20 protein-coding genes are annotated in these 21,128 nt (G+C 62.9%); 18 read left to right on the top strand and 2 right to left on the bottom strand.

Annotation, left to right across the window (positions count from 1 at the left end; genetic code table 11):
• The 15 genes from MY55_RS15840 to tssA all read left to right on the top strand — a co-directional run.
• A partial coding sequence (locus tag MY55_RS15840) for a DUF2345 domain-containing protein (RefSeq protein ID WP_157889336.1) occupies nt 1-406 on the top strand: 406 nt, incomplete at its 5' end.
• On the top strand, nt 403-1,194 hold the full coding sequence (tla1, locus tag MY55_RS15835) for a toxin Tle1 chaperone Tla1 (RefSeq protein ID WP_065202653.1): 792 nt from the start codon (nt 403-405) through the stop codon (nt 1,192-1,194). The genes MY55_RS15840 and tla1, both read left to right, overlap by 4 nt.
• Before the next feature lie 30 nt (nt 1,195-1,224).
• The gene (locus MY55_RS22770) at nt 1,225-1,581 is read left to right on the top strand and encodes a DUF3304 domain-containing protein (RefSeq protein ID WP_244270691.1); all 357 of its coding nucleotides are present in this window, start codon (nt 1,225-1,227) and stop codon (nt 1,579-1,581) included.
• Between the two features lie 127 nt (nt 1,582-1,708).
• A complete protein-coding gene (locus tag MY55_RS22765) occupies nt 1,709-2,260 on the top strand; it encodes a DUF3304 domain-containing protein (RefSeq protein ID WP_081284712.1) in 552 nt (183 codons plus the stop codon).
• Complete coding sequence (locus MY55_RS15830; protein WP_081284711.1) at nt 2,251-4,350, top strand: T6SS phospholipase effector Tle1-like catalytic domain-containing protein; 2,100 nt, start codon at nt 2,251-2,253, stop codon at nt 4,348-4,350. The genes MY55_RS22765 and MY55_RS15830 overlap by 10 nt, the downstream gene beginning before the upstream one ends.
• 69 nt (nt 4,351-4,419) lie before the next feature.
• Nucleotides 4,420-4,566 carry a type VI secretion system baseplate subunit TssF gene (locus MY55_RS24635; RefSeq protein WP_425266114.1) on the top strand — a complete coding sequence of 49 codons (147 nt, stop codon included), beginning with the start codon at nt 4,420-4,422 and terminating at the stop codon, nt 4,564-4,566.
• A 384-nt stretch (nt 4,567-4,950) separates the two neighbouring features.
• Entirely contained in the window at nt 4,951-5,298 is a 348-nt protein-coding gene (locus MY55_RS23640) for a hypothetical protein (RefSeq protein ID WP_157889335.1), read from the top strand.
• 245 nt (nt 5,299-5,543) lie between these two features.
• Nucleotides 5,544-5,912 carry a hypothetical protein gene (locus MY55_RS23635; protein ID WP_157889334.1) on the top strand — a complete coding sequence of 123 codons (369 nt, stop codon included), beginning with the start codon at nt 5,544-5,546 and terminating at the stop codon, nt 5,910-5,912.
• 338 nt (nt 5,913-6,250) lie between these two features.
• Nucleotides 6,251-8,110 (top strand): type VI secretion system baseplate subunit TssF, encoded by a 1,860-nt coding sequence (gene tssF / locus MY55_RS15820; protein ID WP_065202650.1) that lies wholly within the window; start codon nt 6,251-6,253, stop codon nt 8,108-8,110.
• Nucleotides 8,074-9,090: a type VI secretion system baseplate subunit TssG gene (tssG, locus tag MY55_RS15815; RefSeq protein WP_047236394.1), complete on the top strand. Its 1,017-nt coding sequence runs from the start codon at nt 8,074-8,076 to the stop codon at nt 9,088-9,090. The genes tssF and tssG overlap by 37 nt, the downstream gene beginning before the upstream one ends.
• Before the next feature lie 15 nt (nt 9,091-9,105).
• On the top strand, nt 9,106-9,813 hold the full coding sequence (locus MY55_RS15810) for a tetratricopeptide repeat protein (RefSeq protein WP_047236375.1): 708 nt from the start codon (nt 9,106-9,108) through the stop codon (nt 9,811-9,813).
• A 36-nt stretch (nt 9,814-9,849) separates the two neighbouring features.
• Entirely contained in the window at nt 9,850-12,492 is a 2,643-nt protein-coding gene (tssH, locus tag MY55_RS15805; RefSeq protein ID WP_047236376.1) for a type VI secretion system ATPase TssH, read from the top strand.
• A gap of 12 nt (nt 12,493-12,504) precedes the next feature.
• On the top strand, nt 12,505-13,938 hold the full coding sequence (locus MY55_RS15800) for a hypothetical protein (protein WP_065202649.1): 1,434 nt from the start codon (nt 12,505-12,507) through the stop codon (nt 13,936-13,938).
• Entirely contained in the window at nt 13,935-14,198 is a 264-nt protein-coding gene (locus MY55_RS15795) for a PAAR domain-containing protein (RefSeq protein ID WP_047236378.1), read from the top strand. The genes MY55_RS15800 and MY55_RS15795 overlap by 4 nt, the downstream gene beginning before the upstream one ends.
• Nucleotides 14,199-14,238: 40 nt before the next feature.
• Entirely contained in the window at nt 14,239-15,330 is a 1,092-nt protein-coding gene (tssA, locus tag MY55_RS15790; RefSeq protein WP_047258038.1) for a type VI secretion system protein TssA, read from the top strand.
• Nucleotides 15,331-15,406: 76 nt separating this feature from the next.
• On the opposite strand, the gene MY55_RS15785 is transcribed toward tssA, so the two are convergent.
• Together MY55_RS15785 and MY55_RS15780 are read right to left on the bottom strand one after the other, a co-directional pair.
• Nucleotides 15,407-16,399, bottom strand: a complete 993-nt coding sequence (locus tag MY55_RS15785; protein WP_244270690.1) for a M14 family metallopeptidase — start codon at nt 16,397-16,399, stop codon at nt 15,407-15,409.
• Entirely contained in the window at nt 16,387-17,979 is a 1,593-nt protein-coding gene (locus MY55_RS15780) for an ABC transporter substrate-binding protein (RefSeq protein ID WP_047243526.1), read from the bottom strand. Before MY55_RS15780 ends, MY55_RS15785 begins: the two co-directional genes overlap by 13 nt.
• A gap of 154 nt (nt 17,980-18,133) precedes the next feature.
• On the opposite strand from MY55_RS15780, the gene MY55_RS15775 reads away from it, so the two are divergent.
• The 3 genes from MY55_RS15775 (at nt 18,134) to MY55_RS15765 (ending at nt 21,062) form a co-directional block, all read left to right on the top strand.
• Entirely contained in the window at nt 18,134-18,745 is a 612-nt protein-coding gene (locus MY55_RS15775) for a M15 family metallopeptidase (protein WP_047236382.1), read from the top strand.
• Nucleotides 18,746-18,877: 132 nt separating this feature from the next.
• Nucleotides 18,878-19,885: a tRNA dihydrouridine(20/20a) synthase DusA gene (gene dusA / locus MY55_RS15770; protein ID WP_065202655.1), complete on the top strand. Its 1,008-nt coding sequence runs from the start codon at nt 18,878-18,880 to the stop codon at nt 19,883-19,885.
• Between the two features lie 103 nt (nt 19,886-19,988).
• On the top strand, nt 19,989-21,062 hold the full coding sequence (locus MY55_RS15765) for an ABC transporter substrate-binding protein (protein WP_081284710.1): 1,074 nt from the start codon (nt 19,989-19,991) through the stop codon (nt 21,060-21,062).
• Nucleotides 21,063-21,128: the final 66 nt, after the last annotated feature.

Below are 21,128 nucleotides of genomic sequence, written 5' to 3'. Positions count from 1 at the left end.
TTGGATCCACAACGTCGGCCAGCACCTCAGCCTGTTCGTGGCGGGGGTGAAGGACAAGGTGGCGCTGAAGCTGATCGCGGCGAAGGGGAAGGTGCAAGTGCAGGCGCAGAGCGATGCGATGGAGCTGACGGCGGATCAAGACCTCTCCATCACCTCGGTGAAACAGAAGATCCACCTCAACGGCAAACAGGAAATCTTGCTGACCAGCGGCGGTGCCTATGTGCGGATCAAGGACGGCAAGATCGAGCTGCATGCGCCGGGCACCGTCAGCATCAAGGGGGCCAGCCATGATTGGAGCGGGCCGGACCAGATGAATCCGCCGCTGCCGCGCTTCCCCAATACGGTGTGCAAGCAATGCATGGCTCAGGGGTTCAGCCAGGCTAATCCGCTGGTGGCCGCCAAATGAAGCCGCAAATCGTGATGACCGCCCCAAGCCCGGAAGCCTGGCTGTACAGGCTATTGCAGACGGCACGAGAGCTCGAGCTGCCATGGCTGGACTTGATAGTCGATCAGGCCGAGATGGGATCGCGCTGGCAAAGCCTGGTAGGCACCCTGTACCCGCCGCGCATGCTGCTGCAGGACACCCCGCATGCCGACGCAGCCGACGAAGGCCCGGTTTTGGTGCGCCTGGACGCCAATCAGCCGCAAACGCGCTTGCTGAAACTGCTGCGGCAATGGCAGGGACAGCCGCGGGTGCTGGCGCTGTTCAGCGGGTGGGACTACGACCAACTGGCCGAACGGCTGACGCTATGCATGCAGGCCTCCTGGGACAAGGGCTTGCAGCAAGGCGTGCTGCGCTTCCACGACCCGCGGCTGTTTGCCGCTGTGGTTGACGCATTGGACGAACCGCGCCGCCAGTTGCTGCTGGAGCCGGCGCTGCAATGGCACTGGCTGGACCGTGATGGCCACGCGCGGATGTTGGACGCCACCGCGCTGCAGGCGCTGGCGCCGCTGGAGTGGAAGCATGACGCGCTGACGCTGGAGCCGCCACATATCGACGCGCTGGCTTGCTGGCATTTGGCGGAAATCTGGCGGCAAAACCACCTGTTGGTGCCGCAGTTGTATGGCCTGGATTCCGAAGAGGAACTGGTGCGCCGGCTGGCGCTGGCCCACCAGGCGGCGGACAAGGCCAAGCTGTGGTCCGAGGCGGAGCGGATGCCGGAAGTGGAACGCATGCTCAGGGAACACGCATGAATTGGCGGCGCTTGCTCTGGGGGCGGCGCCTTGATCGGTCTGGCGGGCTGTCAGGGCATGGGCGAGCCTAAAATGATGGGCGGCTCAGGACGGACAATCAACACTGTGCCCAATACGAGTATTCTCTGGGCAAAATTTAATGGCCAGAGCATTGATGGTGGAGGTGGCGATGATCGCTGTGTCGAGTTTCCCGCCAAGTGGCAGCCGGGCATGATCGCGAAGGTTGAGTGGATGAAGGATCCGGATATTGAACGTAATCCTGATGGTTCTAAAAGGCCGAAGTCTAATCCGAACACCTCCTTGTCTGATGCGGAGAAAACTTGGAAGGCCGTTCACAAAGCTCAATGCGTTTGTCATGAAAGCAATGGTGCCTGTGCCGAAATATGATGAGACATGCGGGGTAACGTTGCCAGCAGGGACAAACCGATACCAAGAGTTGACCGGTCGCATGGATGGCAAACAGACCTGTCAGTAAGTACTATGGCAGTTGTCAAGCAGATTTTGGAGAAATGCAATGCAAAAAAAATGGTTGTCCGCCTTGATTTTATCGATGTTGGCTTTGATGTCTGGCTGCCAAAGCCTGGCCGGTGAAGAGATGAAAGGTGTTCCGGCTCGTGTTGTCAACGCTGATAAAAGCGTCAGCATTATTCGCGCTACATTTAATGGGCAAGGTGTGAGTGGTGAGGGGGGAGATGAGTGCTGCATCAGCATCCCAAAGAAATGGAGGCCTGGGATGATGGCCGAAATTACCTGGAAAAAAGATCCTAGTCCTGAGTTGAATCCTGGGAATGTACCGCCGCCAAAATGGAAGAATGGTCACTCCACGCCAGAATGGGATGAATGGATGCGTATTCATAGGTCTAATTACCAGACCCTGAGCAAGATAGTAAATGTGCCTAGGTATGATAGAACATGTGGCGTGTCATTGATATTTTTGCCATGCGACGATCCAAGGGTAATTATTGATTGTGATCAAGACCTCGAGATTATGAATACTTTGCCAGGAGGACCTGGCAGATATCCAGAGTTAATTCGTCGATTAGGAGGAAAGCAGACATGCCATTAAGCTTGGCACCTGCTTTTCCTGAAAAAGGATACTTCCCGGTTTCAATTTCCGATGTCATTTCGCAGCGGCTCTCTCAGCAATCGGAGATATCGGCTCATTGCATGGATGAGCGTGCTGCTGGCAAGCCGGTTCCATGTAGTTTGGTGCTCAATATCAGCCTGTTTTTTGATGGCACCAATAATCATGGTGATTCCGATGACAAGGCTAGTTCTGTGTGTAGCAGCAATGTGCGACGCTTATATCGTGCCTCGCTTGGTAATGACGAATCTGAAAGTAGTGGATATTTTAAGCACTACATGCAGGGTGTGGGAACTACATTTGTAGAAATCAAGGAGAATGCTCCTTCCTCATCTGGCTTGAGTTTTGCCACAGGGGGGGAGCGGCGTATTTTATGGGGCTTGACCCGGTTGATCGATTCGCTGCAAAAAGCGATGGGTATCGGAAAGTATGATGATGACAAAGCCTTGGATGTTATCCAGAGAATGGAATTCACCTATGAGGAGGTGGAAAACGGCCTGAAGGTGAAAAAACCCACCAGCCTGTCAGATCGTCAAGCCGCCATGAAGGAGGGCATGACCAAAGTCCTGAACAAGCTGGCCCAGCCGGACTTCAAACCGCAGCTGCTGAAGATCAAGCTGTGCGTTTACGGTTTCTCGCGCGGGGCGGCCGAGGCGCGAGCCTTTTTGTGGCGGCTGAACGAACAGATGCCGGACGGGACGTTTTTCGGCATCCCGTTGGAAGTGAAATTTCTCGGGATATTCGATACCGTGGCCTCGGTGGGCTTGACCGAGCTAGCACCGGGTGCCACCGGCCACTTGGACTGGGGTGGCGACATGGCGCTGCCTGACAAAGCCTGGTTGCTGTGCTGCGCGCACATGGTCAGCGCCCATGAGCAGCGGTTGTGCTTTCCGTTGGACTCCGTGGGCAATAGCGCCTCCGGCGGCTACCCAAGCTGCGTCCAGGGTGAATGGGTGTATCCCGGCATGCATAGCGATGTCGGCGGCGGTTATCCGCCCAATGATCAGGGCAAGGCGCGTGGAGAGCAGGGCCTGCTGTTGTCGCAGCTGCCTTTGAATCATATGTACAGGCTGGCGTTTGATGCAGGCGCGCCCTTGAAGATCAATGCCGCTGTATTGCAGGAAGGCGCCGCCGCGGACAAGGCCAAACTGGCGGTGCTGCAGAAGCAGGAGTCGTGGCGCTTTATGAGTCAGGAAGTTATCGGCCTGTTTAGTACAAAACCATTACTTGAGGTTAGATTCAATGCTTGGCGCGAAGCCTCCAAAGCTTCCGGCTCGCTGACGGCCATCCTGCAGGAGCAAACCGCCCAGATCAACGCCTGGCGCATCGAGCGCTACGCGGGCGGGCTGAAATGCCAAGGTGGGCAGGGCCAGCAGAACGCCGATTATTTCAAATACGCGCAGGCGAAACGGGAAACGCCATCCTGGGCCATTGATCAGGAAAACGCGGCTTGGAGCAAGCAAAGCAGCACGGGTAGAGCCGATGAGGTGCATATGACGCCGCCGACCTGGAAGCTTCCATCCGCGCAGGAGAGACGCTTTGTTGATGTGCCTATCCCGGAGGACAAACTGAGCGATATGGACAAGGCCTATATCGGCAAGCCATTCACCCCCAATTTGTCCAAAGTATATGAGCCGACGCGGGACGGCACCCAGTTGCAGGCGGGGGCCAAAGATTTCAGCGATGACTACCAGGGAAAAATTAGCGTGGGATTTAACCCGGTTGGATGGTTGGCGACCATGTTTACGGCCGTCTCGCGAATGTTCAGCAAAGATTGCACCGGCAAGGAGCGGGCTTTGTTGATCGACAAGAGCGAAAAACTCTACCCGGATGTGAAAGATAATGCGGAATTGATGGCGCTATATGATGAACATGTGCATGACTCGCGCGCCTGGTTCATGTATTCGGCTCTGAGCAAATTAGAACCGAATGGTTCGTACTGGCGTTATCGCACGGTTTTCTTTGTTCACGACGATAACAAGAAGCTGATCTGCGAATCGGATGAAGCCAATGAGGCGTTCAAGAAAGAGTTGGAGCGCAGGGAGCAGGTGAAGGCTTTTACTCAGCGATGAGCTTGCCGCGAATGAATTCATTGACTGGAACATCCGTATCGCGCCAAGAGCCAAACCGATGATTGAAATATGCTGGAATCCTTACTCTCCTATTACGAACGCGAACTCGGCCACCTGCGCGAGCTGTCTTGCGAATTTTTGCGCCGTTATCCGAAGATAGCCAGCCGCTGCAGATGGAAGGCGACCAGTGCGCAGATCTGCATGCCAAGTGGCTGATCAGGGCGCTGGCGCTGCTGGCTTCGCATGTCCGCTAGAAGAAAGAAGAGTTAAAAGCGAGATGCTTAGCATCAGTAAGCCATAAACGAATGAATTAATGGGCGGCACTACTGCGAGAAGGACTTAATTGGTTATTAATTATTCTAATTCTGGCAAATTTCATGTGGCTGTTATCAAAGTGCCGCGCAAAATAACTTTGCTGACACCGCTGCATGATGGTCCAAAGAATGGTGAGCCAGAAGGTAAGGCCAGAAAGGCTATGATTTGAGTCTTTCTAGATGTATGATATTTTGCTGTGGCAGCCTGTTGATGTCTTGTTGCGCTGAGGCTAGTGAGTGTGAAATTTTGGTAAATAATTTTTCCATTCAGCATTGGACGGGAAAGGTGCCGAAGAAGGCAGTGTTATATCGCTATCAGGCAAATGGAAATTTTATTAATCCTGTTCAGGTCAGTAAGGAGACTTATCGAGCCGATATTTGGTGGCCAAAGGAAAACAAAGCACCTACTTTAATTGTAAAATTTTCTGATTATGGTGAAAAAAATTTACCTGTTGATGCAGATTATAAACTGATACTGGGAGAAGGGTATCAATTTAAAATCTCGAAATTAGAAAAAACAAGAGTGTCGTTGGGATGTCAGCTTGGAGGGGGAAGAGTGAATAGCTGTAAAACAATATTCGGCGGTGAAGGGATAGCTTTTAATCGGGAATGTGCGGAGATGATTAAGGAGTAAGGCGCGGTGTTGGTGTCGGTTTGTAAGTAGTAGTTTGGATGGGTGTGTCCAGCGTGGAGTTGTTTTATGAATATAACTCACGGATCTCAGGTATTGATTGCATTGTGTTTTGGTGAGTGTTGAACTTCGCAGACTTATCCTGAATTATAGTCTTTTCAGATTTTAGGGCTTAATCGGGTATTCTGCGGTGAAGAGCGAAATTGTCATTGTTGTTGATGTTTTAATTTTCTTCGAAAGTAATCGCTGTGAGTATGTTGAAATTTGCTAGCCATGTTTTAGTAGTTTCAATCACTTTTTTATTGGGGCATGCTCATGCGGAATCTTGTAAATACTTTGGCAATAATGTGAATGTTGTCGGCTGGAAAGGAGTGCTGCCTCATCGAGTTGTTTTGTATCGATATGAAAAAGGTGGTGGTTTCTTGGATCCGATTCAGATTAGCAGCAAGTTTAATTTGCATATATTTTCTCCACCAGAGAGTGCCGCACCCACTTTGATTATTCGCTTTACTGATTATGAAGCGCATGGTCTTTTTTACGATGCGGATTACAAGCTTGTGGTGGATGACCAGTACGTCTATGAAATAAGCGAAATAGAGCCTTCGGAACCCAGGTGAGGTTGTCTGCTGTATGGCGGGAAAGCCAATGAGTGCAGGTTGTATGAAGGGATTGCAGGGTTGGGATTTAATAGTAAGTGCGTGGTGGCGCTGCAATAGGATGAAAAATAGCTGCATATGGATAGTGCTGCGGAAGATGTGACTGAAGCTCGCTTGTTTCGCACTCTTTAGTACGGATGGAAAAGATAAAGAGTAAATTTTGATAGCGAGTGACTGATTCGAAAAGGATTGTTGCGAAGGAAGAGATGTAATTTAGTTTGGCGGCTTGTGAGTATGAAGTTGTTGCATTGCCACGGATAGGCTTGTAGGTTCACAAGTCAATACAATATAGAAATCATATGCTCGAATCCTTACTCCCCTACTACGAACGCGAGCTCGGCCACCTGCGCGAGCTGTCCGGCGAATTCGCGCGCCGCTATCCGAAGATAGCCGGCCGGCTGCAGATGGAAGGCGACCAGTGCGCCGACCCGCACACCGAGCGGCTGATCGAGGCGTTCGCGCTGCTGGCTTCGCGCGTCCACAAGAAGCTGGACGATGAATACCCGGAGGTGGCGGAAAGCTTCCTCGACGTGCTCTACCCGCACTATCTGCAGCCGATTCCGTCGGCCACCATCGTGCAGTTCGAGTGCGATCCGGCGCGGCCGGAGATCGCCAAGCGCTACCGCGTGGAGCGCGGCCAGCCAGTGCATGCGCCGGCCATCGGCGGCGTGGTGTGCAAATTCCGCAGCGCCTACCCGGTGGACCTGTACCCGCTGTCGCTGGAAAACGCCAAGCTGGAGTTGACCAGCGGCTCGCCCTATTTGCGCCAGCTGGCGCCGGACGCGGCGGCGCTGTTGACGCTGGAGTTCCACACCCACGGCGGCCTGGCGGTGAGCGACATCGGCCTGGAGTCGTTGCGTTTCTTCCTGGACGGCGAACCGGCGCTGATGCATCTGCTGTACGAACTGCTGCTGTCCAAGGTGCTGCGCATCCGCGTCGGCGACGGCAGCGAGGATCCGGCGCACAGCGCGCTGCTGCCGGCCTCGGCCATCCTCCCGGTGGGCTTCGGCCGCGACGAGGGCATGCTGGAGTATGACGAGCGCTCGTTCATGGGCTACCGGCTGCTGACCGAATACTTCTGCTACCCGGAAAAATTCCTGTTCGTCGATATCGGCGAACTGGCCAAGGCGGCGCCGCGGCTGACAGGGGAGAAGCTGGTGCTGCAACTGGTGCTGGCCGACTATCCGGACAGCGAGCGCCACCACCGGCTGCAGGCGCAGTTGCAGGCCCATCATCTGAAGCTGGGCTGCGCGCCCATCGTCAATCTGTTCAACCACCCGGCCGAGCCCATCCGCGTCAGCCACCAGAAGGCCGGCTACGCGGTGCTGGCGGATTCGCGCAAGCCGCTGGCCTACGAGGCGATCCAGATCCGCCGCGTGGTGCGGGTGGAGAAATCGGGCGAGGGCGAAAGCAGCGAGGAGGTGCCGCCGTTCTACGCCACCCGCCACGGCAGCGAAAAGCAGGCGCCGCGCTTCTACTGGCACGCCAGCCGCGAGGGCTCGCCGCGCGCCGGCGACAAGGGCACCGACCTGGAGCTGCACCTGGTGGACCTGGCGTTCAATATGGTGCGCCCGGCGGCCGAGGTGCTGAGCCTGGACCTGCTGTGCAGCAACCGCGATTTGCCGGAGCAGATTCCGTTCGGCGGCAGCCAGTCCACCCAGCGCACCGATTTTTCGCTGCCGGGCCATTCGGTGGTGAAGCGGGTGAGGCTGCTGCGCAAGCCGTCCGCCAGCCAGCGCAGCCCGCTGGGCCGCGCCGTGCAGTGGCGGCTGATCTCGCACCTGTCGCTGAATTACATGTCCATCGTCGACTCCGGCTGCGCCGCCCTGCAGGAAATGCTGGCGCTGTACAATCTCACCGCTTCTCCGGTGAACGTGCGGCAAATCCAGGGCATAGTAGGCATTCACAGCGAGGCGGCGGTCACCCGCGTCAGCGGCCGCGATTTCGCCGGCTTCGTGCGCGGCAGTGAAATCCGCCTGAAACTTGACGCCGATTATTATGTCGGCGGCAGCGTTTACCTGTTCGCGTCGATCCTGGAGCGTTTCTTCGCGCTGTACTGCGCGCCCAACAGCTTCACCCGGCTGCGGGTGGAAACCGTGCAACAAAACGAGGAGGTGGCGGTATGGCCAGCCCGAGCCGGCGAAGCCCTCGTGATCTGACGCGCGAGCTGGCCGCCGACGCCAGCCAGTTCGGCTTCTTCCAGGCAGTGCGCCTGCTGGGGCTGGCCGGGCGCAAGCGCGGCGCCAAGCGCGGCCGTTTGCCGGATGCGCTGCGTTTCCGCACGCTGGCCTCCTTGTCGTTCCCGGCCAGCGAGCTGACAACTTACCGCCAGGCGGAAGCGGGCAGCGGCGGCCAGGACGAGATGACCATCAGCTTCCTCGGCCTGACCGGGCCGAGCGGAGCCTTGCCCACCGCCTATACCGAGCTGCTGCTGGAGCGCAAGCTGCGCCACCGCGACAGCACCATGCATGCTTTCTTCGATCTGTTCAGCCACCGCGCCGGCGCGCTGTTCTTCGAAGCCTGGTGCAAATACCGCAGCTGGGTGAATGTCGAAGCCGGCGAGCGCGACGGCTTCACCCGCAATCTGCTGGACCTGGGCGGAGTGGGCCTGGGCCAGCTGCGCCAGCAGATGGGGCCGGGCGCCGAGCTGGACGAGCGCATGTTCGTCTACTACGCCGGCCTGCTCAGCCAAAAGCCGATGTCGGCGCAAGCCTTGACCACGTTGGTGGAGGGCTTCTTCGGCGTGACGGCCAGCCTGGAGCAGTTCGTCGGCCAATGGCTGCCGGTGCCGCGCGCCGAGCAGAGCCAGCTGGGAATGGAAGGCTGCGAGCTGGGTTTTTCCGCCTTTGCCGGCGAGCGCATCTGGGATAGGCAAACCAAACTCAAGCTGCGGCTGGGGCCGTTGCGGCGCGCGCAGTTCGACGCGCTGCAGCCGCACGCCGCCGGCGCGCAGGCGCTGCGCGCGCTGATGAAGTTCGCGCTCGGCCACGCGCTGGCGGTGGAGGTATGCCTGGTGCTGGACAAGCGCGACGTCGCGGCGGCGGTGCTGGGCGACGCGTCGCTGCGCCTGGGCGGCGATGGCTGGTTGGGCAAGCCGGCGGGCCATCCCGACGATATGCGTTACACCCTGTTGTCCTGATCGGAAAGAAACGCCATGAGCATTCTGTCGCGCATCCTGGGCCGCAAAGCGATGCCCATCCAACTGGCCGAGCCGCAGGATGCGCCGCCGCAGCTGCGCGCCGCGCTGGACGCGCTGCAACGCGAGGAATGGCAGCAGGCGTTGAAGCTGGCGCAGCCCCACCTGGAGGCGAAGTCCGCCAGCTTGCGCGCCGACGCCTACCGCTTGTGCGCGCTGGCCAGCAGCCGGCAGATGCAGTGGAGCACGGCGCTTTCCTGCTGGCAGAAGCTGTTCGAGCTGGAGCCGTCAGCCCGCAATGCGTTGCAATTGGCCAGTTGTTCGGTGATGGCCGGCGAGGTGGCGCGGGGCAAGGCCTGGTTGATGAAGTTCGATGAACTGAACCACGCCAGCCGCGAGGTGCCGTGCGCGGCGGCTTATGTCAATTTCATCGCGGCGCTGGCTCAAGCCGGCCATGCGCGCGAAACGCTGCCCTACCTCGCCTGGCTGCGCGAGCTGTACCGCCAGCTGAGGATCACCGACGATCAGTTTTTGCAGCAGCGCGGCGTGCCGTTTTTCCCGGTCTTCCTGGAGAACAGCTGGCCCTTGCTGCGGCAATGCTTGGATGACCAGGCGCTGCTCAACTGGTACGCGCCGATGCTGGCCGACCTGGACGAAAACGGATGCGCGGCGCTGCGAGGCTGGCTGGGCGAGATGATGCCGGCCGCAGCCGCCAACGACGAATGATTTGAATCCATACCTTTAGAAGACGAGTACAAGCCTATGTCCGTATCGCTGAAATCCCTGATAGGCCGACTGACGCCGACCGCGCGCCAGGCCATCGAGCAGGCCGCCAGCCGCGCGCTGGCCCGCACCCACTTCGAGATCGAGATCGAGCATGCGCTGCTGGCGATGTTCGATCAGGACGACAACGCCGCGCTGGCGGCCTTGCGCGCGCTGGGCGCCGATCTGGCCCGCGTCGAGCGCGAGCTGGACGCCGCGCTGGACAATTTCCGCAGCGGCAACACCCGCAATCCGGTGTTGTCGTCCTGGCTGCCCAAGTGGCTGGAGAAGGCCTGGTTGCTGGCCAGCGCCGAGCATGGCCAGGACAATGTCTCCACGCTGGACCTGCTGCTGGCGCTGTGGCAGGACGACGCCTTGCGCGGCGCGCTGCAATCCGGCGCGCCGGCGCTGGCGCGCCAGGATGCCGGCAGGCTGCAGGGCGCTTACGCGGCGCTGCGCCAGCACGGCGGCGAAACGGGCAACGGCGGCGCGCAGCCTGAGGCGGCGGATGACGCGGATGCCGGCGAGCAGCCGGCCGCGCCGCAAGGCAAGCGCGGCAGCCCGGCGCTGGACAAGTACACCATCGATCTGACCGCGCAGGCGCGCGCCGGCAAGATCGACCCCATCCTGGGCCGCGACGTCGAAATCCGCCAGATGATAGACATCCTGATGCGCCGCCGGCAGAACAACCCCATCCTCACCGGCGAGCCCGGCGTGGGCAAGACCGCGGTGGTGGAAGGCCTGGCGCGCAAGATCGTGCTGGGCGAAGTGCCGCCGGTGCTGGCCGGCGTGACGTTGCGCACGCTGGACCTGGGCCTGCTGCAGGCCGGCGCCAGCGTCAAGGGCGAGTTCGAGAACCGCCTGCGCCAGGTGATAGACGAGGTCAAGGCCAGCCCGGTGCCGATCATTCTGTTCATCGACGAGGCGCACACCCTGATCGGCGCCGGCGGCGCGGCCGGCCAGAACGACGCGGCCAATCTGCTGAAGCCGGCGCTGGCGCGCGGCGAGCTGCGCACCATCGCGGCGACGACCTGGGCCGAATACAAGAAATACTTCGAGAAGGACGCCGCGCTGGCGCGCCGCTTCCAGGTGGTGAAGGTGGAAGAGCCGGCGCCGGAGATCGCCGTGCAGATGGTGCGCGGCCTGACCGGCGCGATGGCCGGCCACCACCAGGTGGAAATCCTCAACGAGGCGGTGGCAGCCGCCGTGCATCTGTCCAGCCGCTACATCGCCGGCCGCCAACTGCCGGACAAGGCCATCAGCGTGCTCGACACCGCCTGCGCCCGCGTCGCGCTGTCGCGCGCCGGCAAGCCCGGCCCGATCGAGGACGTGTCGGTGCTGATTGAAAACATCGACCGCGAAACCGCGGCGCTGGAGCGCGAAGAAGGCCACGCCGAGCGCATCGCCGAGCTGCAGGCGCGGCGCGCCGAGCTGGAACAGGACCTGGCCGCGCTGCACCAGGCCTGGGAGGCGCAGCAGAAGCTGATCGCCGAGATCGACGCATTGAAGGCGGCCCAGGACGAAGCCAAGCCGGCCAAGGGCAAGAAGATCAGCCCGCTGCAGGCCAAGCGCAAGGAATTGCGCGAGCTGCAAAAGCACCAGCCGCTGGCTTTCGAATGCGTGGACGAGAGCGTGATCGCCGACGTGATTTCCGGCTGGACCGGCATCCCGCTGGGCCGCATGGTCAGCAACGAGCTGGAGCAGGTGCAGAAGCTGGCCCAGCTGCTGGGCGAGCGCGTCATCGGCCAGGACCACGCGCTGGAGCAAATCGCCGAGCGGGTGCAGATCGCCAAGGCCGGCCTGGAGGACCCGGGCAAGCCCAAGGGCGTGTTCATGCTGGTGGGCCCGTCCGGCGTCGGCAAGACCGAAACCGCGCTGGCGCTGGCCGAGGCGCTGTACGGCGGCGAGCGCAACCTGATCACCATCAATATGTCCGAATACCAGGAAGCGCACAGCGTGTCCGGCCTGAAGGGCTCGCCGCCGGGCTATGTCGGTTACGGCGAGGGCGGCGTGCTGACCGAGGCGGTGCGCCGCAAGCCGTATTCGGTGGTGCTGCTGGACGAGGTGGAGAAGGCCCACCCTGACGTGCTGGAGCTGTTCTTCCAGGTGTTCGACAAGGGCGTGCTGGAGGATAGCGAAGGCCGCGAGGTGGACTTCAAGAACACCATCATCCTGCTGACTTCCAACGCCGGCACCGATCTGGTGATGCGCGCCTGCGAGCACGGCGTGACGGTGGAGGATGTCAACCGCGACCCGACGGCGGAAGACCTGGTGGAAATCCTGCGGCCGACGCTGCAGAAGGCGTTCAAGCCGGCTTTCCTCGGCCGCCTGACCATCGTTCCTTATTTCCCTATCGGCGACGAGGTGCTGCGCGCCATCGTCGGCCTGAAGCTGGAGAAGATCCGCCAGCGCATCGCCGACAACCACGGCGCGCAGGTCGAGTTCCCGGCCGATCTGGCCGAGCAGATGGCGTCGCGCTGCCTGGATGTGGACAGCGGCGCGCGCAACGCCGACGCCATCCTCACCCGCACGCTGCTGGCGCAGATTTCCAACGACCTGCTGGCGCGGATGGCAAGCGGCCGTGCGGTGAAGAAAATCGCCGTCTCGCTGAAGGGCGAGCAGGTGAAAGTGCGCTTGAGCTAAGGAGTTATCCACATGTGGAGAATGTTGGGCCTGTTCGGCGGCATCACCCTGGGTTGGTGGGCTTTGCTGTGGCTGGTGCTGCCGGTGAGCTGGCAGCGCATCAGCCCGTCCGCCATCCTGATGCTGCACCTGGCGCCGCCGATGCTGCTCAGCGTCGGCATCAAGCTGTGGGCGCATCTGAAGGAAACGCGGGCCAAGGCCGAAGCGCTGCGGCAGGAGGAGGCGGCGCAGAGCGAGCGCGACGGCAAGCGCGCAGCGGCGCGCGCCCAGCATGAGGCGGCGCTGCGGGAGCGCCAGCGCGCGGTGAGTTGCCGCTGGCTGTGGGCCGCCGCGGTGCTGGCCAAGGACGAGCCGGCCTGGCTGGCCGAGACCGCCGACGGCAGCTACTGGCTGGCGCTGGCCAAGGACGAGGTGGAGCCGGGCGAAGCGCTGGACGCGCTGGAGCCCCATCTGGCCGAGCTGCTGGCCAGCCTATACGCCGAAGCGCCGGGCGCGGCCTGGCTGCCGTTATACCTGGAAGCGATGCCGCTGGTGCCCGGCGTGGAGCAGCTGAACCGGGTCAAGGCCTTGAAGCAGGCCGCGGTGGCCGACGCGCTGGGGGCCGATTGCCATGTCGCCGGCGATTGCCGCTTCCTGCCGGGCAGCGGGCCGATCGCCGACCGGGTGCTGCAGGCATTGCAGCAAGATCCGGAGCTGCCGGGCCTGTTGGTGCTGGCCGCCGACGCGCCGCTGGCGCAGCGCGACGATGACGAGGATTGGGGCGATGTCGACCCAGCCTTGCAGGCGCACCGCCGTTGGCATGGCGAGCCGGGCATGGCGGCGGTGGCGATGCTGTTCCTGCGCGATGGCCTGCCGCTGCCGCAGGAGATGCGGCAGGACGAGGGCGCCGACCCCTACCAGCCGTATTGGGAGAAGGAGTTTTCCGGACCGGCGGCGGGCTGGGGCGCGGTGCCGGCCAGCCGCCAGGCCAGCCTGGCGCAGTTGCCGCTGCTGGCGGTGATGGCGCAGTCCAGCTCGGCCGACCTGTCGCAGGACCGGGCGCTGCAACTGGCGCGCCAGCTGCAGCCGGTGCTGGACAACGCGCTGGTCAATGCCGGTTTGCTGGACTATCCGTTCAGCCCGGAAGAGGCCAAGCCGGATGGTGGCCAGGCCGCCACCCTGGCCTGGCTGTGCCACAACAGCGGGCAGATCGACGTCGGCGGTGTCAGGCTGGCGGCCATCGCCACCGCGTTGTCGCGGCACGAGGTGGAGCTGCACCCGATAGACGAGGCCAGCAACGTGGTGCGCGAATGGGGCGACGCCGGCGCGGCGACGCCGATGCTGCTGGCGGCCGTGGCTGCCAGCCACTGCGCGCGCCTGCAGGCGCCGGCCGTCCTTACCCAGTTTCAACACGACAGGGTGTCGCTGGCGCTGGCCAGGCCGCCCCTGGAGGAGGTTAGCGAATGAAAGCGGCAATCCGTTTGGGCGACCCCACCGACCACGGCGGCAAGGTGGTGAGCGCCGCCTCGTCCACCACGCTGTTCGGCAAGCAGGTGGCTTGCGTCGGCGACTCCGTCAGCTGCCCGCAGCAGGGCCACGTCAACTGCACCATCGTCGAAGGCGACGGCGGCTGGCTGGTGGGCGGCAAGGCGGTGGCGCTGGATGGCCACAAGGTCAGCTGCGGCGCCACCCTGATTTCCACCCTGCCGCAAGTCAGCAAGGGCTAGCCGGCATTGGGGCGCAGCCCCGCATAACAAAGACAGAGTCATGGAACACGAAATCGAACACTTGCTGCAGCCGATAGGCGGCGGCGCTCCGGCCGGCGAAGACCTGGCCTATTCCGCCACTTTCGACCAGATCCGCGAAGCGCGCCGCAGCGACGATCCGTCGCTGTCGCAGGGCGACTGGGAGCAGACGCTGAAAACGGCGGAATGGCCGCTGGCGATCCGGCTGTGCGAAGACGCGCTGCGGAACAAGAGCAAGGATCTGCAACTGGTGGCCTGGTACGCCGAGGCGCAGGTGCAGGCCAACGGCGTGGCCGGCCTGGCGCGCGGCCTGGCGCTGGCCGCCGGCTGGCTGGAACGCTATTGGGAAAACGGTTTTCCGGAGCTGGACCCGCAGGATCTGGACGAACGGGTGGCCAAGCTGGAGTGGCTGAACCAGCAGCTGGGCGGCGCGCTGCGCAATGTGCCGTTGATCAAGCCGGAGTTCGGCGCCTACAGCTGGAACCAGTGGCAGCAGTCGCGCGAGGTGGAAAACCTGGGCTTGAAGGACAGCTACGCCCGCGAGGCCGCCATCGCCGAAGGCAAACTCAGCGGCGAGGTGTTTGAAAAGGCCGCCACCCAGTCCGGCCACGGCTGGTTTCAGGCCAAGGCCGAGGAGCTGGTCAGCGCGCTGACCGCCTACGAGGCGCTGGACGCCCAGGTGGATCTGCGCTTCGGCGCCGCCGCGCCCAGCCTGGCCGACATCCGCAACGCCATCTACGCCTGCCAGGACCTGGTGCTGCGCTATCGCCAGCAGTTTGCCGTCAACAAGCCGGCCGCGGCCCCGCAGCCGCAGCCCGCCGCAGAGGAAAGCCGAACCGTGAGCCACGCCGCCCCCAGCCCGGTGTACACCGCCGCCCCCGCCAGCGCGTTTGATGGCCAGATCCGCAGCCGCGACGAAGCCGTGCGCATGCTGGGCGAGGTGGCGCGCTATTTCCGCCACAACGAGCCGCACAGCCCGGTTTCGCTGCTGGCGGAGCGCGCCGCGCGCTGGGCCGAGATGAGCCTGGAGGAGTGGCTGCAGCATGTGGTGAAGGACAGCGGCACGCTCAGCCAGCTGCAGGAGCTGCTGGACGTGCGCCAGGACCAGGACTAAGCCGTCAGGCTGGTCCGCGCAGCCCGGTCCGCCCCGTTGATCACGGCGCGGGCTTTCTTGCGCCGCCGTGCCCCGCTCAGGCGGCCGGCGCCGATAGCCGGGACGAGGGGCGAGCCAGGTAGAACCATTCCTGGCCGACCGGCGCGCCGGGGCTGGGAAACACGATGCGGCCAGGGGCTTGGGCGCGCACCGGGCTGCCGTCGGCGCGCCAGCCTATCAATTCGTCCCGCTCCACCGGGTCGAAGCTGGCCCAGGCGCGGGCGAAGCGGTCGCCGTCGTCCAGCTTGTCCACCACCTCGTACAGGCTCAGCCATTCTTGCGCCCGCGGGGTCGGCGGCGCGGCGTCGCGCATGCCCAGGTGCGCCAGGGTGTCGAGAATGGCCTGATAGGCGATCTGCGGCGCGGCCGGGTCGGCGTGCTGGCCGCATTCCAGCGTCAGCGCCCAGCCGCCTTGCGAGCGCATGTATTCGGTGGTGCCCACGCCATAGCGCGGGTCGGCCCCCAGCGCGGCCAACTGCGGGTCGCCGGCCGGCGCCTGGCGGCGGCGCGCCACGCCCAGCGCGTAGGTGGCCAGCCAGCCGTCCACGGCGCGGCCCACGCCCAGCCGGCGCGCCAGCGCCTCTTCCTTGGCGGCGTGGACAAAGGGCTCCAGCTCGCCGGCGTTGTCGCGCGGCCCGAGAAACACGAAGGGTTGGCCGGGGGATTGGAAGGAATGCAGGTCGAGCAGCGCGTCGTGCTCGGCCAGCAACGGGCACAGCCAGTTGGCGACATGGTCCTCGTAGTCCTGCGGCGAGGCTGCCGGGGCGAGGTTGCGGTTCAGATTGCGCTCGCCGCCGCGCCGGCCCAGCTGGTAAGCCAGCGGGTTGGCCACCGGCACCAGGGTCAGCCGGCCGGCGGCAAGCGACAACGCGCCTTGCTCCAGCTCCGCCATCACGCGGCGGATGGCTTGGGCGCCGCAGGTTTCATCGCCATGCACCGCGCCGGTGACGATCAGCCGCGGCCCCGACCGCAACGCTTGGTAGCGGTGGCTGGCGAAGCCAGGCGGCCAGGCCGGGTTCATTTCAGCCATACATCCTCGAAATCGAATGAGCCATTCGGATTCATGATGAAGCCCTGCACATTGGCGCGCAACGGGATATAGATGCGCGAATGGGCGATGGTGATCCACGGCCGCTCGCGTTTGAAGATGTCCTGCGCCTGCAGATAGTACTGCGCGCGTTTTTTCTGGTCGGTGGTCTGGCGGCCTTGTTGCAGCAGGCGGTCGAACTCGGCGTTGCAGAAGCGCTGGCCGCCCTTGCTGACGCTGCAGGACAGGCTGTTCCACAGGAAGTCGTCCGGGTCGCCGGAGTTGCTCGTCAGGCCGGACATGTAGACGTCGTGTTCGCCGGCGCCGGCGCGTTTCAGGTATTCGCCCCATTCATAGGACTGGATATTGGCCTTGACGCCTATCCTGGCCCAGTCCTGCTGGATCATCTGCGCCATCAGCTTGCCGTTGGGATTGGTGGGGCGCTGCACCGGCAAGGCCCACAGGTTGACGGTGAAACCGTTGGGGTAGCCGGCCTGGGCCAGCAGCGCGCGCGCCTTGGCCGGGTCGTACTCGTTGCGGGTGCGCGGGTTCCAGCTCCAGGTGGACGGCGGGAAGGGATTCACCGCCTGGGTGGCGCCGCCCTTGGGGAACAGCGCCTTGAACAGCGCGTCGCGGTTGATGGCGATGTCCAGCGCCACCCGCACCTCGCGCTTGGCGAATTGCGGCCGCTTCAGGTTGTAGGCGAGGTAGGAGATGTTGCTGGCGCCGGTGGAGGCGATCTTGACGTTTTTGTCGGAGGACAGCGCGTCGAGGTCGGACTCGCGCACCGCGGCGGCCACCTGGCATTCGCCGGCCTTCAATTTCTGGATGCGCACCTGCGGGTCGGCGACGATGGCGAAGATCAGGTCGCGGGTTTTCTGCGGTTTGCCCCAGTACTGCGGATTGGCCTCATAGCGGATGATGGAATCCTTGGCGTAGCTCTTGAAGCGGTAGGGGCCGGTGCCTATCGGCAGCTGGTTGATCTGTTGCGGCTTGCCGGCTTTCAGCAGCTGCTCGGCGTATTCGGCCGACTGCATGCCGGCGAAACCCATCGCGAAGAAGGTGAGGAAGGTGGCGTTGCGCTCCTTCAGCCGGATTCGCACGGTGCGGGCATCGACTTTCTGCACCGACTCTATCAGCTTGGACAGGCCGTAGCCGTCCGGCCCGGTCAACGGCGTTTTGAACGCCTGGTTGAACGGCAGGTCGGGGCGGATCCAGCGGCTGATGGTGAACACCGCATCGTCGGCGGTGAAGTCGCGGCTGGGGGTGAAATAGGCGGTCTGGTGGAACTTGACGCCGCGGCGCAGTCTGAAGGTGTAATTCAGCCCGTCCGGCGACACGGTCCAGCTTTCGGCGAGGCCGGGGCGCAGCGCCACGCCGCCGCGCTGGAACTCGACCAGGCCCTGGAATACCGGCTTGGTGATGTTGTAGGTGGTGGCGCTGTCCCACAGCGCGGGGTCGAAGCCTTCCGGCGAGGCCTCGGCGCAGAAGACCAGCGGTTTGGCCGCCGATGCCGCCGCGGGCAGCGCGCCGGCCAGCAGCGCCGCCAGACACAGGGTTTTGAGGAGGGGGGGCAGGGTCATTTCCGCTTCCTGTTCAGGTTTCGCTTGCCGCGGATTATCATGATTTTGGCCTGCGGGTTTGCGCCCGGCATGGCTTGACGGCGCATCCGCATCGAATGCGCATGGAATTATCGCATACTACGCAATCGGGTTCGACTGGCGGGAGCGGAGGCTAATGACGGAAACGATGGCGATGGAAGCGCTGGCGGCGCATCCGGAATATGTGTCGATTGCCGGCATCGACGGTTTGAGCCTGGACCTGCGTTATGCCGGCAGCGACAACTTCGTGGGGCGCGATCTCTACGGCGGGACGGCCTGCGCGCTGTTGCACCGCCGCGCCGCCGGCAAGCTGGCCGCAGCCGCGCGGGAACTGCGGCGCCGGCTTCCCGGCCATAGGCTGCGCATTTTCGACGCCTTGCGCCCCGGGCGGGTACAGCGCGTGCTGTGGGAGATCGTCAAGGACACGCCGCAACGCATTTACGTCGCCGATCCGGCGCGCGGCTCCATCCACAGCTTCGGCATGGCGGTGGATCTGGGCATCGAGGACGGCGAGGGGCGCGAGCTGGACATGGGCACCGGTTTCGACGATTTCACCGAGCTGGCGCAGCCGCAGCGCGAAGCCGAAATGCGGGCGGCCGGCCGCCTGAGCGAGGCGCAGCTGGCCAACCGCCTGCTGCTGCGCGGCTGCATGGAGGCCGCCGGCTTCCGCGCCATCGCCACCGAGTGGTGGCATTTCGAAGCGGACGACCGCGACTGGGTGCGCGCGCATATGCGGCTGATCGAGTGAGCGCGGGGAGGTTTCGCCTTGACCCTGCCTTGGCGTAGGTAGGATAATTCCCAGTTTGATCAAACGCTTATGCGTCGCAGCGTGTCCGGCCAGGCCGCGCGTTTTGCCGCTGCGAAGAATTGGTTTTCCCGGATGAATCAAACGTTTGCCACCCGCCGCGCGTTGCCGCCGCGGCGTCTGTCCGTCGCTCCGATGCTGGACTGGACCGACCGCCACTACCGTTATTTCGCCCGCCAGATCACCCGCCACACCTGGCTGTATACCGAGATGGTGACTACCGGCGCCTTGCTGAACGGCGATGTCGCGCGCCATCTGCGCTTCGACGAGGCCGAGCATCCAGTCGCGCTGCAGCTGGGCGGCTCCGAGCCTGCCGAGTTGGCCGCCTGCGCCAAGCTGGCGGAGCAATGGGGCTATGACGAGGTGAACCTTAACGTCGGCTGCCCGTCCGAGAGAGTGCAGAAGGGCGCTTTCGGCGCCTGTTTGATGGCGGAGCCGCAGCTGGTGTCCGACTGCGTCAAGGCGATGCGCGATGCCGTGGGCATCGACGTCACCGTCAAGCACCGCATCGGCATCGATCAGATCGAGCATTACGATTACCTGCGCGAATTCGTCGACACCGTGGCCGAGGCCGGCTGCCGCACTTTCATCGTCCATGCGCGCAACGCCATCCTGAAGGGCCTGAGCCCGAAGGAAAACCGCGAGATCCCGCCGCTGAAGTACGACTACGTCTACCGGCTGAAGCGGGAGAGGCCGGAGCTGGAAATCCTGATCAACGGCGGCGTCAAGACCAATGCCGAGATCGCCGAGCATCTGCAGCACGTCGACGGCGTGATGGTGGGCCGCGAGGCGTATCACAACCCGTGGTTGATGGCCGAGTGGGACGCGCAGTTCTACGGCGACGCGGCCGCCGGCCCCGAGCGCGCGGCGGTGGTGGAGGCGATGATGCCCTATGTGGCGGCGCGTCTGGGCGACGGCAGCAATGTCCGCCACATCGCCCGCCACATCCTGGGCCTGTTCCAGGGCCTGCCCGGCGCGCGCAACTGGCGGCGGATGCTGTCCGACTCCAAGCTCTTGGACGGCGCCGATGCCGGCCTGCTGCGCCAGGCCTACGAGGCGACTCTGGCGGGCCGCCGCGCCTGATTATCCGATGGCCGCCGACGAGCGGCTGTCTTCGGCAGGCGGCCCCGGCCGCCTTTTGTCATTGTTGTCATGCCCGGCATGACCGTCTGGAGGTGAGTCCCAAGTGAAAAAGTTGCAAAAGTTGATGCTGGCCCTGAGCATGTCCACCAGCCTGGCTTACGCCGGGCCTAGCGACGTGCTGCACATCTACAACTGGAGCGGCTCGCTGTCCGACAACATCGTCAGACAGTTCGAGAAGCGCTGCGGCTGCAAGGTGGTGCAGGACTACTACGGCGACAACGAGGAAATGCTGGCCAAGCTGGCCGCCGGCGCCAAAGGCTACGACATGGTGTTTCCCTCCAGTTTCGTCGTGCAGGCGATGACCAAGCAGAAGCTGCTGCAACCCTTGGACCACCGCCAGATTCCGAATCTGAAAAACGTGGCGCCGGCCTATCTGTCGCAAAGCTACGATCCGGACAACAGCTACACCATCCCCACCGTGCTGTCGCTGACGTCGGTGGGATACAACGTGGAGAAGCTGAAGCAGTTGGGCGTGGACCCAACTAGCTGGTCGGTGATCTTCGATCCCAAGGTGCTGCGGAAGATCAAGGGCAAGGTGACGGTGCTGGACAGCTCGCGCGAGGTGTTCGCCGCCGCCTTGTTCTACCTGGGCAAAGATCCGAATACCGCGACTGACGCCGACATGCGCGCCGCGCGCGACGTGATCAAGCAGGCCAAGCCGTACTGGGCCGCCTTCTCCAACGCCAGCTATCTGAAGCAGCTGGCGGTCGGCAATATCTGGGTGGCGCTGGGCTATTCCACCGAATTCTTCCAGGCCAGCGAGGACGCGCGCCAGACCAAGCGGCCCTTCCATATCGGCAATGCGCCGCAGCGCGAAGGCAACGAGATCGGCGTGGACACCATGGCGATCACCGCCAGCGCCAAGCGGCCGGATTTGGCGCACCAGTTCATCAATTTCATGCTGGACGGCCAGAACGCGGCGCAGTTGACCAACCTCAATGGCGCGACCAACCCGGTGGCCACCGCCAGCGGCTACTTCCGCGCCGATCTGAAGGCCAGCCCAGTGATCAATCCGACGGCCGAACAGGCGAAGAGATGGACGGTCTTGCGCGAACTGACACCGAAAGAACGTCGTTCCTTGGCGCGGATGTGGACGGAAGTGAAGGTCAGCCGCTAAGCTGGCGTCCTGGCCGGACGCCATTGGGCTGGTTCGGCCGCACCCACAAGATAGAAAGAGCGAAGA

The sequence above is a fragment of the Chromobacterium subtsugae genome (genome assembly GCF_001676875.1).
GTDB classification, from domain to species: domain Bacteria; phylum Pseudomonadota; class Gammaproteobacteria; order Burkholderiales; family Chromobacteriaceae; genus Chromobacterium; species Chromobacterium subtsugae.
This window is presented reverse-complemented; position numbering and strand designations above follow the sequence as displayed.